The following is a 14,013-nucleotide window of genomic DNA, read 5'->3' on the forward strand; positions in this document are numbered from 1 at the left end:
TGTGGAAAGACCCAATTTCAGGGGCTACATGAAGATACTGATCCTTGACCTGCTGAAGGAGCCAAAACACGGCTATGGCATAATGACAGAACTAGAGGAACGATACGGCATAAAACTCAGCGCAGGGACCGTTTACCCCATCCTTGCTTCCCTCAGAAAGAATGGCCTCATCGAGGTCGCTGAAACCGGGGATAGGGAGAAGAAAAACTACGTCGTGACGGAAAAGGGTCTAAGGTATCTTGAAGAACATGAAGAAGAGCTGGAAGAAGTCAAGAAGAGGATGCACGCCTACAGAACATTCCTTGAACTCGGTGGGGACGAGCTCAAGGAGGCGTTCAGGGAACTATTCAGATCGATTGAAGATCTCACGGACGAGCAAAGGGAGGAGCTCAGAGGCACCTTCCGGGAATTTGCGCGTAGAATAAGACGGATCCTTCTGGAGGGTGAATGAAATGAATGCTATTGAGGTTAAGAATCTTGTCAAGAAGTACGGTGATTTTGAGGCAGTTAAAGGTATATCTTTTAACGTGAAGCGGGGCGAGATATTTGCCTTCTTAGGCCCCAACGGCGCCGGGAAAACCACTACCGTTCACGTCCTCACGACGCTCCTCAAGCCAACGGCCGGAAATGCTATCGTTGCCGGCCACGATGTCGTGAAGGAATCTATAGAGGTTCGCAAAAAGATAGGCATTGTCTTCCAGGACCCGAGCCTTGACAGAGAGCTGACCGCTTATGAAAACATGTTCATCCACGGCAGGATTTACGGTCTGAGTGGAAACGAGCTCAAGGAGAAGATAGAGACGCTCCTAAAGTTTGTTGAACTCTGGGATTTCAAAGACAGGCCGGTTAAGTTCTTCTCGGGTGGAATGCAGAGGAGGCTTGAAATAGCGCGCTCGCTCCTCCACGAGCCCGAGGTACTGTTCCTCGATGAGCCGACAATCGGCTTAGACCCTCAGACGAGGGCCCACATCTGGGAGTACATCAAGGCTATGAAAGAGGAACACAACATGACGATATTCCTCACAACTCACTACATGGACGAGGCGGAGCAGCTGGCAGATAGAATAGCCATTATGGATCACGGCAAGATAATCGCCGAAGGCACGGCAGAGGAACTGAAGAAACTCGTAGGCAACGACATCATTTACCTCAAACTGGAGAGTCCAAAAGAGAATCTCAAGTGCATAAAGGCGGGCTTCATCAAGGGCTGCAAGCTTTTGCCAGACGGAAGAGTCAGGCTTGACGTTGAGAACGCCTCTGAGGCACTGCCGAGGCTCTTCGAACTTGCCAGAGAGAGCGGCGTTAAGATTCTGGAAGTTACCTATCATAGACCAACGCTGAACGACGTCTTCTTGCACCTGACCGGAAGGGAGATACGTGACGAAGGTGGCGAGCAGAACGTTGCAAGGATGATAATGAAAGCCCGTATGAGGAGGTGATAGCATGAGGGTTTTCACCACCATGATTTATCGCGAGCTGAAAAGGTTTTTACGCTCCCGCGCGAGGGTTATAGGTAGTCTCATCAACCCACTAATCTGGCTGATATTCTTCGGCAAGGGCTGGAGCGGTGTCTTCAACAATCCGATGGCCGCGCCGGTATTCGGCGGTGTCGACTACATGACCTACCTCGTGCCGGGAATCATTGCCATGACGGTCTTCAACATGAGCTTTATGCAGGGCATAACCCTCATCTGGGACAAGCAGTTCGGCTTTCTCAAGGAGATACTCGTGGCTCCAGCGAGCAGGACTGAGGCAATACTCGGCAGGATCACCGGCGGTGCGATAATGGCCATGATACAGGGTGTCATAATACTCGCACTCAGTTTCACCTTGGCGGACCTCAAAGTTTCGGGAGTGCTTCCAGCCCTTGGACTCAGCTTCCTCGTCGGCATAGCGATAGCGGCAATGGGAGTTGCAATAGCGCTCAAAATGACCAGCATGGAAGGCTTCCAGATGATAGTGACCATGATAATGCTTCCGATGACCTTCCTAAGCGGAGCGTTCTATCCGATAAGCACTATGCCTGAATGGATGCAGTGGCTCTCAAAGGTCAACCCGCTGACCTACGCCGTGGACGGCTCGAGGTATTATCTGGCCGGAGTCGAGCCGACATTCTCGCTGGCGACGGACTGGCTCGTGCTCGCTGGTCTGGCCGCGCTCTTCGTAGCAATAGCGGCGCTCGAGTTCAGGAAGGCGACGATAGACTGAGGTGACGGATGTATGAAGAATCAGCAGTTTACCATGCTCTGCGTGGCCCTTGCGGGCCTGATTTTTATTCCCACAGTCTTTTTCAGCCAGCCTCTCTTTGCCCTGATTGGAGCATTTTTTTGACTGGCTCCCTCTTCCTACCGGTGGATGAAGTCGGATAGGAAAGTGAACAGGACGTTCCTGAAGCTTCACGTCGCTGTGACGCTTATGGATTACGCCATCTTCGTGGCATGGCTTGCCACAGGCACGGCAACAGTGGGCTTCGCCTTCTTCGAGGTCTGGTGGGTGGCCATTATCTTCGGAGTGCTGATGAACTACTGAGATCCTCTTTCTATTTTGTCCTTAAACCTCTCGTGGCTTATCCTGAACGCCTCCAGAACCGGAAGCTTCTCGCCGGCGAAGAAGCTCAGCATCGCGCCGCCGCCCGTTGAAACGTGGCTTATGCCGGTTATGCCGTACTGGTAGATGCTCGCTATCGAATGCCCTCCCCCGACGACGCTGAAGGCTGGACTCTCGCCTATCGTCCTGAACACGCCGACGGTTCCAACGGCGAACTCCTCCCGCTCAAAGACGCCCATCGGTCCGTTTGCTACAATGACTCTCGCGTTCATGAGGACATCACGGTACTTCTCGATAGTTCTCGAGCCAATGTCGAGTATAGGATACTCGTCGAAGAGCCACTTCTCATCGCTGAGGAGGTCAACCTCAACCCGCTCGCCCTTGTAATCGACCGCAAAATCTACTGGAGTCCTCACGTATGGATAGAACTCATCGAGTATATTCTCTGCCCAGTCGACTAGCTCCAGAAGACCCTTCTTAGCCATGAACTCGAGGTTGGCATCGCCAAGGTGGAAGCCCTTGGCGAGCGTAAAGACGTGGCCAACCAATCCACCCGTGAGGATTAGGTCTGCCCTTCCATTTCTGAGGACGTTCTCGGCCACGCGGAGGGAGTCGTCAACTTTGGCTCCACCAAGGACATAAATTCTCGGCTTTTCGTTTGTTTCATATGCCCTACTGAGGGCTTCAACTTCCTTCTCCATAAGAAAGCCCATTATCATCGGCTTCAATCGGGCTAATCCTACGAGGGATGGCTGACTTCTGTGAGCGGCTGCGAAAGCATCGTTAACTACGTAATCTAAGAGCGGAGCAAGCTTTCTCACGAAGTGCGTCCTCTCACATTCCTCTAGGGGCTTGTATTTGACATCCTCAGCGGCAAAACGCAGGTTTTCGAGGATTACCGCTTCACCCGGCTTTAGCGTCTTTATTCTCTCTCTCGCATACTTTCCAAAGATGTCCTCGACGTACTCAACCTCCTGGCCGAGAAGATTGCTCAGGATTTCGGCGTGCTGCTCCGTGGTGATATAGTCACCTTTGTATGGCTTGCTCTGATGGGTTCCGATGACGAGTTTCGCACCTTCGTCCAGAAGGTGCTGGATCGTCGGCAAAACAGCCCGGAAGCGAGCGTCGCTGATTATCCTTCCATCTTTAACCGGTGAGTTGAGGTCAGCCCTCAGAAAGACGGTTTTGCCGTGATAGGTGAAGTCTGTGAGTCTGAACATTCCATCACCGCGAAGATGTTAAAGTTATCTCGTTAAAAACCTTATTTTGAACACCTACAGTGATGACGAATTCCTGGGAAAGAAATTTATAAAATGACCCTCAAATGATTTTAGTGACAGATTTTCGCTTATGGGTGAGAATGATGGCGTGGACCCTTGATCTAATAAGGCTCACACCGGAAGAAACTCTTATCGAGAACGTCATTGAGCTACTGAAGAGAATGGGCTTCAGGAACTACGAAAAGGTCGCAAGCAGGAAAGACTGGGGAATCGACATCGTGGCCATACGTGATGATCCCATCTCTGGAACCGAGAAGCTCGTCATAGCCGTCCATCGTAAGGGATTGGCCGCTTCCCGCGACGTTAACGTTTTTGCAGATCTAGTTGACAAGTACAAGGCCGACAAAGGAATCTTAATCTCGACGACAGGCTTCACGAAGGACGCCAAGGTTCTCATATCCCGGGAGTACCGGGGAAGGATAATCCCCTGGGACGGGGAGAAACTTGTTTCCCTTTTCCACAACTACTCCATAGAACCTCCGGCCGAGCTCGTTGAGATGGCCGCGGCCCAAAAGAGGAAGCAGAAAAAAGAGAGCCCTCTCAAGGAGTTTGAGCTCGACGCTCCGCTGCTCTATGACTTCTCCGCAGAGGGACTCATGAAGAGGGTAGTCTCCTTTGCCTCTTCCATGTATCCGATAAAGGCCGGTGAGATTGAGCTCCAGTCCCTTTCGGTTATCCTCTCGAGTGCATATATATTCTCCTGGTCCGTTGAGGAGGGAGGGGAGAAGGATAAGGCCGTTGTCTTCTCGCCGGAGAACATTGTCCTGAGGGCAACCTCACACAAGAAGCTCCGCGTTCCAGTAACCAAGGCACTTCTCGACGACCGCTCCATAATACGGGCTACCGAGAGAGAAATAGAGGTTCCCATAAGCCCCAGCGAGGCAGTGCTCGTACTCAAATCAAGGGCCTCGCGGGAGCTGGACGTCCCAGAAGGGAAGATAGCAATCCACGAGAGGAAGAAGGTCTACATACCCAAAATGGCAGAACTCGAACTTAAAGTCGGTGAAAACGCCGCGAAGGCCGTGGTAAACCTAGAGAACAATGAGATCGAGTTTCACATAACTCCGCTCTCCGATGAATACTTCCTTGAAAAGGCGAGGGGAATAATCAGTGAACAGACCGGAGAAAAGACCGTCGAGATTGACCTGAAGAGGGACAAAGGAAAGGTAAAGATCACCGGACGGACCGAGAGGTTTTCATTCGAAGTCTCGTTCAACGGCTACACAGGGAAGCCGCTTGGTGTGGGGGTTTTGATGAACGACGAGGCTCTCGATGAACTTCTGAGAAGGACATATCCCGACGGGGAGGTTCTGAACCTGGAGAAGGGCAAGAAGGTTGCCGTAGCTGACATCCTCCTTGGAGACGGCATAGCCGTCGTTGAGGTTGACCTTACGAGAGGGAGCTACACTGAAGTAAGAAGGCTGCCTTCACCAGAGGAAGCCTACAAGAATGCTAGGGAGGTCATAGAGAACAACTTCCCCATAGGGGACCTCGAACTTAACTCCTACCGGGTGCTGGAACACAAGTACCTTGAGCTGATCCTTGAAAGCGGCGATGGGAAGGCCGTCGTTAAAGTTGACGGTGCAACGGGTGATGTTCTCGACTACATCGTCGAAATAACGCCGGAGCGGGCAAAGGAAATAGTGGCAGAGAAGTACCGGGAGTTCGGGATAACAGCCGTTGAAGAGGCAGAAGCTGAATACACCATAACCGCTGAGAACGGCAGACACGAGTTAAAAATACGGGTCAGTAAGGACGGAAAACTCATCGAAGAGATAGACAGGGTGCTCAAAAGGGAGCTTGCCGAAAATATAGCAGGGGAGAAGGTCAGGGAGGTAGACCCCGAGGCTGCCATTAAGGGTATCAAACTCCGTGAGCACTGGGAGGTTGAGTTCACTGGTGGGACGAAGGTAGGAAAGCTCGTGCTCCACAGGGCTACTGGGGAGGTCCTCAGCCAGGACGTCCGCTTCACGGAGATGGCAATAGAGGCAATGTATCACAACCACGTCAGAAAAGTTTACGGTGAAAAAGAGCCAAAGACCGAGAGGGTGACCCACCACAAGGATAAGGGCTACATCAACATCAAGCTCTCAGGGAAAGACAGATTCTACTACGCAAGGATCAACACCAAGACAGGAAAGATAATCAGCGAGGATACTGCTCCAATAAAGGGGATAACAGCGAAGCTAAAGCAGATTCAGCTGGAGAGCAGGTACAAGTGATCAGGCCATCAACATGTTCTCTATCATTCTAATGGCTTCCACTATTTTCCTTTCTGGCTTCTCCTCGTTCTTGGGTATCTCCAGGTTTATGACGAGCCTCTCTTCCTTGGTGTCCTCGAAGTCGTATATCTCGAGCTCCTCGACCTCAACGTCCTCGAAGATGCTCTCTATCTCGGGACTTATTATCTTCTTGTCGTTCCCGTAGACTTCAACGCGAACCATGTCGTCAGTGGTCGAAGCAACGACGACTATCTCGTAGGAACCGACCTTCTTTATGAATTTGATGACGCTGCCGTATCCCTCCACTTCTTCCTTGAAACCGAGCTGGCGCATAGTGCTCCTTATGGCTTCAGTTTTGCTTTTTATCCTGTTGAGAATTCTCTCCCGGAGCTTGTAGCTCTCCTCGAGAGCCTTCTTTATCCCCTCTCCGGCTTCATCAACGGTACCTTCCCATATGCCTATGACCTTTATACCTGATGACGTCGGTTTGAGCTCTATCTTAATTGAATCGACATCAAAGTCTCGCAGATCGTCTATTTTAAGCTCGCCGATGGTGAGAATTTCAAATTCAATTCTCACGATGTTACCAAAGGCTTTGCCCTTAAACTTCACTTTCACCACCATGGTGGGGTTCAGAGGATGGTTTAAAAACTCTTCCCTTTGGGAGTAGCCCGCAGAATAACGTTCGGTAATGTAAAGGGAAAAGAAGGAAACTCACTTCCTCCTCCTGAGGAGGAGCGGGACTAGTGCAAGCCCGACGAGAACAGCCGGACCGCAGGTGCTACCCGTCTCTCCGCCCTCGGTGCTGCTTGTGGTCGTTGTGGTTGCCGTGGTAGTGGCTGCTGAGTGGGTGTACTCTGCCTCCCCGGTGTTGCCGTAGAAGTCTGTGGCTATAACCTTGATTGTGAAGCTTTCTGAGTCGACACCCGGAATTTCGGTGAAGTAGGTTGCCTTAACCTCGAATGGCTTCATTGAGAACGCTGGATACTCTGCGACTACCTTTCCATCGACGATAACCTGCACCTTCATATCCTTAATTCCGACGTTGTCGTTGGCACTGATGTAGACCTTGAATGCCTGTCCGGGCTTGGGCTTGCTTGGTGAGAGGTAGCCTATGCTCACCTCGGGAGCTTTAGTGTCGGCTTCCTTGACGACCGTTATCTGGCTGACTCCCTCCGGGACGGTAACGTTGAGGAGCATGTAGTAGGCTCCGCCTATTTCTCTCTCGCCGAGTACGGTGTAGGTTATGTTGGTGGCCTGCGGGTCGACCTTGGCACCGGCGGGAATCTCAAGGACTATCGGTCCGCTGACGCTCTGGCCGAGCTCGTTGATGAACTTGACGGCGGTCCCCTCCTCGCCATTCTGCCTGAAGACGATGAACTTCTGCGGAATTGGGAGAGAGATGATCTTGTCCTCGGCGAATAGGTCGTCCACAAGCGGGAACTCAACCTTTCCGTCTGAGTAGACATAGATTACCTGTGAACCATACCATGAAGGCTTGGTGTATCCTCTGTTTATGTCAGTCTGGCTCGGCGGGTTGCTGGTCTTGTCTGGGGCACCGGTGGTGGTAAGGGCGTAGAACCAGTGCTCGTTACCGTCCTTGTCGATGTAGAGGACCGGTTTGTCTTTGTGTATGTGTCCACTGAGAACGAGCCTGACGTTGTATTTCTCAACCATCTGGAGGAAGTACCTGGCAATGTCCTCGTACTCGCCGTTCCTTCCGACCCAGTCCCAGCTGGCGAGCTTCTTTATCTGTTGCCAGTCATTGTCATCAAAGGCCGTGAGGTTCTCAACGACTCCTCCGTTCAGTCTGCTTATGTACCAGAACGGGTGGTGGACGAGGACTATCGGTATCTTGTCCGGGTGATCCTTGAGAACCTGTTCCATCCACTGAAGCTGCTCCATTTCGGGGTGCCTCTCCTCACCACGGCTGTCAAGACCTATGATGAGGAAGTCTCCAATGACCTCATAGAAGTATCGTGGGCCAATATACTTAGTATAATAGGTCGGCGGATGGTCGTGGTTGCCCTTTACGCTTATAAAGGGTGTCCCGGCAGCGGTAGCGTGGAGGATTGCGTTGTCAAGGAGTTCGTATCCTGCCCTGTCACCGTTAGTATCTACGTCGTCACCTGTGGCGAGGATTATGTTTATGACGTTCTCTCCGTCCTGCCCAACCATCCCATAGTAGGTCATGAAGCTGTCGGTGGCGGTGTAGCTGTGAAGTGCCACGGGGTTCTTGCAGTACTCAAGTATTCCGGTTATGCTCTTCTGGAAGTAGTCACCGCAGACAAAACCCATCTTTGAACCACTCGTGACGTGCAGGTCACTTCCGTGGACTATTCTGAGAACTGTAGGGGCCTCCTTCATGACCCATACTCCGTTTGGTATGGCCACCTCACCTTTGTCGCTCTTGACAACAAGGAAGTAGACGTCCGGAGCGGCGTCCTCTGGTATTTTAGCCTTGACTATTCCATTCTCTGTGCCCAGTATCTGCAGGTCGTAAGGTCCGTGTAGAATTGAGATTATCTGGAGGCTCTGGATTGTAACCCCTTCGACAGGATAGATTTCAATGGTGTCTCCCGGGAGGCCAATGGCTGGAACTCCGGGGAGGGGCTTTATAAGAACGTCTCCTGGGGCCAAGCTGGTGGTTGTTGCTGCCCAAACATTCGTAGTTGGAATGGCTGCTAAGGTGAAAAGAGCCATCAACAGGGCTATTATTCTTCTGCCCAGCATGGTATCACCAAAACATTCATGGAAAAATTTAATTATAAGTTTTCCCTTTCTAAGTCGCGTTTTGGAGTTTAGGGGTTCCATCTGAGTGATGAGATTGCCCACCCAATCATTTTCTCGGCAATCTCGGAATTTCCGCCGAGATGTTTGTACATATGGTAGTTCAACCATATCCTCTCGTAGAGTCTTCTTGCGGCTTCAACTTTCAGGCCCCTTGTGGCAACGAAGAGCCTTGTGAGATCAACAGCCATTTCGAGGAGGAGGTAATCGGCACGGCTTATAGGCCGCGGAGGAAGTGGGCTCTCTATAACGCCATTCGGTCTAAGAGAGCACTTGAGAACAGATATCTTTCCGAGCTCGTCTTCGTGAGTGTCTTCTCTTAACTCAACTTTTCCATAGAAACCGGGAAGACCTTTAATCCAGCGATGGGGCTTTTTCTCCACAAACTCGACTTCCACGGGAATGTTCAGTCCGAGCTTAACCAAGAGCTCGACGTCATTCGTTATCTGAATTGATGCGTATGGGTGGGCTTTCAGTTCCTCGGAACTCCTTCCGCCAAAGAGCTTGAAGTTAAGGGTCTTCCCTTTTCTGACTACGCCTACTGGGGTGGCATTTGAGCGCGTAACCAAGAGGACTTCGTAAACCTGCTCCTCGTTAAAGAGTTCGAGCATCCCGGCCACCAAAGAGAAATGGAGAAAAAAGAATTTAAAGCTGCTGCTTTGGAAGGACTATTATATCGTCCCTGTCAACGTAGAATGTAACCTCCTGGAGCGGTCTGAGATGAGCAACTTCCTTGTCGCTGATGGTTCTTGAGATAATCCTTGTCTCCCCGAAGAGGCCGACGACTTCGACGAAGAAGCCGTAGTACTCGATGAGGTCCACTGTTCCTGTGAATGAAACCGCGTTTTCGACGGGCTTGAGCTTTATCCTCTCAGGCCTTATGACTATAACGACGTCGTCGCTTTTCTCAGTGTAGTAAAGGCCATCGAGCCTTATACCCTCGAACTCGACGGTGACCCTGTCTCCGTTCCTCTCGACGACTTTGGCGGGAATGACGTTGGTCTTGCCCATGAAGCTGGCGACGAACTCCGTCTTGGGGCTCTCGTATATCTCCTTTGGCGTCCCGACCTGTTCAACGGTTCCGACGTTCATGACGGCAATCCTGTCGCTTATTGCCATTGCCTCCTCCTGGTCGTGGGTGACGTAGATTACAGTTATTCCCAGCTCGCGCTGTATGCGTCTTATTTCCGAACGCATTTCAAGCCTAAGCTTGGCGTCGAGGTTGCTCAGCGGCTCGTCAAGGAGGAGAACCTTGGGCTCGACAACGAGAGCCCTTGCTATGGCGACACGCTGTTGCTGACCACCTGAGAGCTGGGTGGGATAGCGATCCTCGAAGCCACTGAGCTTAACGAGTTCGAGAGCCCACCTAACCTTCTTCCGTATCTCTTCTTTGGGAAGCTTCTTGAGCTTCAGTCCATAGGCAACGTTGTCAAAGACGGTCATATGTGGCCAGAGGGCGTAGTTCTGGAAGACTAAGACCGCACCGCGTTTGCTTGATGGGAGGTAGGTGACCTCTTCGTCGCCGAAGTGTATCGTTCCGCTGTCCGGGAAGTCCAAGCCGGCTATTATTCTCAGTGTCGTGGATTTTCCACAGCCACTCGGTCCGAGTAGGGTAAAGAGCTCTCCCGCCTTGATGTGTAGGTCTATTCCCTTGAGAGCCACAGTTTCTCCGAAGGTCTTAACAATGTTTTCTAGCTTGACATCAACCATTTCAACCACCTCATGTTAGACCGATGAATGAGTACCTCTGCTTGGTTATCAGGTTGGCCAAGACTATAGCTATTATCTGAACAGTCATAAGAAAGACACCAAGAGCCGCGGTGAGATGAGCTCCACCTACGGAACCAGTTATGAGCTCGACCATTCTTGCCGTTATTGGATAGTAGTCCGGGTTAATGGAACCGAGGGTAATGCCGACACTGGTCTCGCTCATACAGTAGACGAAGCTGAGCATAGCTCCACCAAGCAGATTGAGGAGTATCAGGGGTATAAGTATACCAGTAAGTGCTTTCCATCTGCTGGCGCCAAGGTTCAATGCTGCTTCCTCAAGTGAGACGTGCACCTGCTGAATTCCTGCCGATATGGAACGTGCAGCGAAGGGCAGACGCCTGATGGAGTAGGCCAGTATAAGCACCATTGCTGGGTTGAATCCGAGCAGGTTGGTGGGGTCGAGCGGCGTATCTGGGAACACTTTGGCGAAGAAGAAGAAATAGCTCATGGCTATGACGATACCTGGAACTGCTATCGGAATCGTGGCGAGGCTGTCGAGAACCGGTCCGAGCTTGCTCTTCTTGAACCTACTGGAAGCGTAGGAGGCAGTGAGCGAGAGCAGGATGATGACAACTATTGCAGCGGTTGAATACATCACGCTGTTTATGATGACTCTCTCGATGTCAGGCTGGGTAAGTATGCTTTGTATATGCTTGAGAGTGAATCCACTTGGCCAAGTGGCGTCTCCCCACTGTTCACTGAAAGCCAGGAGGACCACACCAATCTGTGGGAAGATTGATAGGAAGAGTATTGGAAGGACAACGAAGTATATCAGGAACGCCTGCCAGGACTTGGGCTTGGCGACTCGTGGCTTCCATCTTCCACCTTTGCTGAGCATCGCGTACTGACGCATGCTGACGTACTTCCTTATTCCTAAGAACATTAGGACGGCAATAAGAAGCATCATGAGAGCCAGTGCGGCGAGCTGCGGGCTACCAACGTTGAATCCGCTTGTAAAGGCACTGTAGATTTGGAAAGACATGAGTTTTCTCGCGAGACCATTGCCCTGGAAGACAATCGGTGCCGCCAGATCTTCTAGGCTGAATATTCCAACGAGGGTTGCTCCCGCTGCTATTCCTGGCAGGGCCAACGGGAAGGTAACCGTCCTGAACAGGTGGACTCCTCCGCTTCCCAAGTTCTCTGCCTGCTCTTCAAGTGTTGGATCGATGTTGATAAAGCTTGCATAGGCGTTGAGGTATACTATTGGATAGTAAGTTAAGGTCTGTGCAACAATAACGCCGACGAGACCGTCAATCCATATTGGATGCGGGAATATGTGGAGGATGTCGTAAAAGATCCAGTTGATGAGTCCAGTGGGAAGAAACATCTTCTTGACGATGAAGACGTTGACGAAGGGTGTGACGAGCAGCGGAACGAAGAGCAGGATTCTAACAATGTTCTTGCCAGGGAAGTCATAACGGGCCATGACGAAAGCGAAGACCGTTCCTAGAATCGTCGTAAGAATCATGACGCTTATTGAAACTAGTATTGAGTTCAGTATGACACCAAAGTCCCAGCCTTGAATGTAGTAGACCTGCTCGCCGTTTGGCATGGTTATAAGCTTGTAGAATTCTCCCTCCGGGCGGAAGCTAATGTAGTAGTCTGAAGTTAGTATACTTGTAAACCAGTGCAGTGAGAACTGCCCGTTATACTGAAAGGCCACTGCCAACATTGCCAGCACTGGTATTATGAGAAACGCTACCAAATACAGGAGTGGAAATAGGAAAGACGCAGTAACAACTGGATCAAATATTGGAGTCCCAAAGAGTCTCTCGCTCCATTTGCTAACTTTCATTGGTTATCGACCTCCCGTTCTGTTTCTACTCCCATAGCTTCTGAGATGTCTTTGTGGGTTCTATTTAAACATTTCCAAAAACCTGTTGACTAGATACATTGAAAATTGACAAGAGAAAAAGGAGAATTTTCCAGAAAAATGTTAAAATCAGCCAGTAATCTTCTGCAGGTCTTCGAGCACCTTGTTGTACTTGGCCATGGCTGCCTGGCGCCACTCCTGCACGAGCTGGTCCTGGAAGTTCCTGTCCTTAACAATCTTGTCATTTATGCTCTTAGCATACTCTTCGGTAAAGGTGACCACCTTGCCAGTCTCCGGATCTTTGAACTGTATTGGAGCAGTGAGTTCGTCCTTGAGTTGCTTGAACTGCTCTTCGGTTATTTTGCCTTCCTTGTACGCGGTGACTATGGCAATCCATGCATTATGTAGTTGCTGATTGGGGTCAACAAGGGTGGCCTTGAAGTAGTACTGGAGGGCGCTTATGGTTTCGAGAGCCCTCTTGTCGTCGAATGGTATTCCCTGAGCGTTGACAGCATCGTCGTAGGCCTTCTTGAGGGCTGGTCTAGCTTCACCGTAGGTCTTGCCTGCGTTCTCTCCTTTGAATATAACCTTGGCGTAAATGTCGGTTATCTCCATATCAAAGATCTGTGGGTTAATTGGAAGCCTGTTGACATCTGGGCTCATCCAGACTGCTTGGCCCTCAGTGAGAACCCAGTATATAAAGGCTTGAGCTGCCTCAGGGTGCTGGGCGTTCTTGAGGAGGGCTATTGGGTCACCGTTGATAATGCTCTCTCCCTTCGGAACGACATAAACACAGTCTGGGTTCTGCTGCATGGCGGTGTAACCGTAGAAGTCAATGGTGTTTCCGGCCGCTATCTCACCGTTGATGACCGCGTCTCTGACGGCGTCACTGGCCATGTAAACCTTAGAGTTGGCCGCTATAAGGGTCATGATACGCCAGCCCTCTTCCCAGCCGAAGGCTTGGAGGATGATCTGGTATATCCTCGTGTTCGAGGTGCTCCTCGTTGGGTCAGCTATACCGTACTGTGGTGGGTTAAGGGCCCAATCCTCGCTCGCTATGTCCTCCCATTTCTCGGGCAGTTTGAGGTTCCACTTCTCAAGTTGCTTCTTGTTGACAGTGAAACCAAAGGACGAGAGTGCCGCGGCTATCCAGTAGACATTACCGTTATCGTCCTTCCTGATCATTGGCATTCCTGCCAGTTCAGTTGGAATTGGGTTTCCAAGAAGGTTAAGGATCTTCTCGTCAGTTATGGGTGCAAGGTAGTTGGCTTTGTAGAGGTCGTCAAAGAGCGTTGGACCTCCGCCCCAGCCGACATCGGCACCTTTCTCGATATAGCTTGGCCAAAGGCTTTCCGGAACCTTGATGAACTTGAGATCAACGATGTTGTACTGTTTGGCTATATCACTCTGGAGAAAGACCTGCTTTACCATGTACTGGATTGTCGCGTCGTGTCTCGTTACAATGACCAAGGTTATTCCCTCGCCGTTGGTTCCGGTGGAATTTTCTCCGCTAATACAACCGCTCGCGACGACACTAAGGGCGAGGAGTAAAATAAGGCCGATTGATGCCCACTTCCTCATGGTTTATCAC

At 50.9% G+C, this 14,013-nt stretch carries 12 protein-coding genes; 5 read left to right on the plus strand and 7 right to left on the minus strand.

Annotation, left to right across the window (positions count from 1 at the left end; all coding sequences use genetic code 11):
- Position 1 precedes the first annotated feature (1 nt).
- The 4 genes from E3E33_RS02045 to E3E33_RS10910 all read left to right on the plus strand — a co-directional run bounded on the left by E3E33_RS02045 (position 2) and on the right by E3E33_RS10910 (position 2,529).
- Positions 2-451, plus strand: a complete 450-nt coding sequence (locus E3E33_RS02045; RefSeq protein WP_167711621.1) for a PadR family transcriptional regulator — start codon at positions 2-4, stop codon at positions 449-451.
- A gap of 1 nt (position 452) precedes the next feature.
- On the plus strand, positions 453-1,439 hold the full coding sequence (locus tag E3E33_RS02050) for an ATP-binding cassette domain-containing protein (RefSeq protein ID WP_167711598.1): 987 nt from the start codon (positions 453-455) through the stop codon (positions 1,437-1,439).
- 4 nt (positions 1,440-1,443) lie between these two features.
- Positions 1,444-2,208 carry an ABC transporter permease gene (locus tag E3E33_RS02055; protein WP_167711597.1) on the plus strand — a complete coding sequence of 255 codons (765 nt, stop codon included), beginning with the start codon at positions 1,444-1,446 and terminating at the stop codon, positions 2,206-2,208.
- 147 nt (positions 2,209-2,355) lie between these two features.
- Positions 2,356-2,529 carry a hypothetical protein gene (locus E3E33_RS10910; RefSeq protein ID WP_240911997.1) on the plus strand — a complete coding sequence of 58 codons (174 nt, stop codon included), beginning with the start codon at positions 2,356-2,358 and terminating at the stop codon, positions 2,527-2,529.
- On the opposite strand, the gene E3E33_RS02065 is transcribed toward E3E33_RS10910, so the two are convergent.
- A complete protein-coding gene (locus E3E33_RS02065) occupies positions 2,523-3,767 on the minus strand; it encodes a phosphoglycerate kinase (RefSeq protein WP_167711596.1) in 1,245 nt (414 codons plus the stop codon). The genes E3E33_RS10910 and E3E33_RS02065 overlap by 7 nt on opposite strands.
- 143 nt (positions 3,768-3,910) lie before the next feature.
- Here E3E33_RS02065 and E3E33_RS02070 point away from each other — a divergent pair, with 143 nt between their 5' ends.
- Positions 3,911-6,049 (plus strand): restriction endonuclease, encoded by a 2,139-nt coding sequence (locus tag E3E33_RS02070; RefSeq protein WP_167711595.1) that lies wholly within the window; start codon positions 3,911-3,913, stop codon positions 6,047-6,049.
- Here E3E33_RS02070 and E3E33_RS02075 read toward each other — a convergent pair whose 3' ends face one another.
- The 6 genes from E3E33_RS02075 to E3E33_RS02100 all read right to left on the minus strand — a co-directional run bounded on the left by E3E33_RS02075 (position 6,050) and on the right by E3E33_RS02100 (position 14,003).
- Complete coding sequence (locus E3E33_RS02075) at positions 6,050-6,673, minus strand: hypothetical protein (protein WP_012571948.1); 624 nt, start codon at positions 6,671-6,673, stop codon at positions 6,050-6,052.
- A 90-nt stretch (positions 6,674-6,763) separates the two neighbouring features.
- Complete coding sequence (locus E3E33_RS02080) at positions 6,764-8,782, minus strand: metallophosphoesterase (protein ID WP_167711594.1); 2,019 nt, start codon at positions 8,780-8,782, stop codon at positions 6,764-6,766.
- 68 nt (positions 8,783-8,850) lie between these two features.
- Positions 8,851-9,450: a DUF447 domain-containing protein gene (locus E3E33_RS02085; RefSeq protein ID WP_167711620.1), complete on the minus strand. Its 600-nt coding sequence runs from the start codon at positions 9,448-9,450 to the stop codon at positions 8,851-8,853.
- A 34-nt stretch (positions 9,451-9,484) separates the two neighbouring features.
- Positions 9,485-10,549: an ABC transporter ATP-binding protein gene (locus E3E33_RS02090; protein ID WP_012571945.1), complete on the minus strand. Its 1,065-nt coding sequence runs from the start codon at positions 10,547-10,549 to the stop codon at positions 9,485-9,487.
- A 10-nt stretch (positions 10,550-10,559) separates the two neighbouring features.
- Positions 10,560-12,404: an iron ABC transporter permease gene (locus E3E33_RS02095; RefSeq protein ID WP_012571944.1), complete on the minus strand. Its 1,845-nt coding sequence runs from the start codon at positions 12,402-12,404 to the stop codon at positions 10,560-10,562.
- A 147-nt stretch (positions 12,405-12,551) separates the two neighbouring features.
- Positions 12,552-14,003, minus strand: a complete 1,452-nt coding sequence (locus E3E33_RS02100; RefSeq protein ID WP_012571943.1) for an ABC transporter substrate-binding protein — start codon at positions 14,001-14,003, stop codon at positions 12,552-12,554.
- Positions 14,004-14,013 lie beyond the last annotated feature (10 nt).

Source organism: Thermococcus sp. GR5, from assembly GCF_012027535.1.
Taxonomy (GTDB): domain Archaea; phylum Methanobacteriota_B; class Thermococci; order Thermococcales; family Thermococcaceae; genus Thermococcus; species Thermococcus onnurineus.

Bases quoted from the DNA above. Each gene is read 5' to 3' on its own strand.
- E3E33_RS02050 (WP_167711598.1), top strand. From the start codon at position 453: ATGAATGCTATTGAGGTTAAGAATCTTGTCAAGAAGTACGGTGATTTT.
- E3E33_RS02055 (WP_167711597.1), top strand. From the start codon at position 1,444: ATGAGGGTTTTCACCACCATGATTTATCGCGAGCTGAAAAGGTTTTTA.
- E3E33_RS10910 (WP_240911997.1), top strand. From the start codon at position 2,356: ATGAAGTCGGATAGGAAAGTGAACAGGACGTTCCTGAAGCTTCACGTC.
- E3E33_RS02065 (WP_167711596.1), bottom strand. From the start codon at position 3,767: ATGTTCAGACTCACAGACTTCACCTATCACGGCAAAACCGTCTTTCTG.
- E3E33_RS02070 (WP_167711595.1), top strand. From the start codon at position 3,911: ATGGCGTGGACCCTTGATCTAATAAGGCTCACACCGGAAGAAACTCTT.
- E3E33_RS02075 (WP_012571948.1), bottom strand. From the start codon at position 6,673: ATGGTGGTGAAAGTGAAGTTTAAGGGCAAAGCCTTTGGTAACATCGTG.
- E3E33_RS02080 (WP_167711594.1), bottom strand. From the start codon at position 8,782: ATGCTGGGCAGAAGAATAATAGCCCTGTTGATGGCTCTTTTCACCTTA.
- E3E33_RS02085 (WP_167711620.1), bottom strand. From the start codon at position 9,450: ATGCTCGAACTCTTTAACGAGGAGCAGGTTTACGAAGTCCTCTTGGTT.
- E3E33_RS02090 (WP_012571945.1), bottom strand. From the start codon at position 10,549: ATGGTTGATGTCAAGCTAGAAAACATTGTTAAGACCTTCGGAGAAACT.
- E3E33_RS02095 (WP_012571944.1), bottom strand. From the start codon at position 12,404: ATGAAAGTTAGCAAATGGAGCGAGAGACTCTTTGGGACTCCAATATTT.
- E3E33_RS02100 (WP_012571943.1), bottom strand. From the start codon at position 14,003: ATGAGGAAGTGGGCATCAATCGGCCTTATTTTACTCCTCGCCCTTAGT.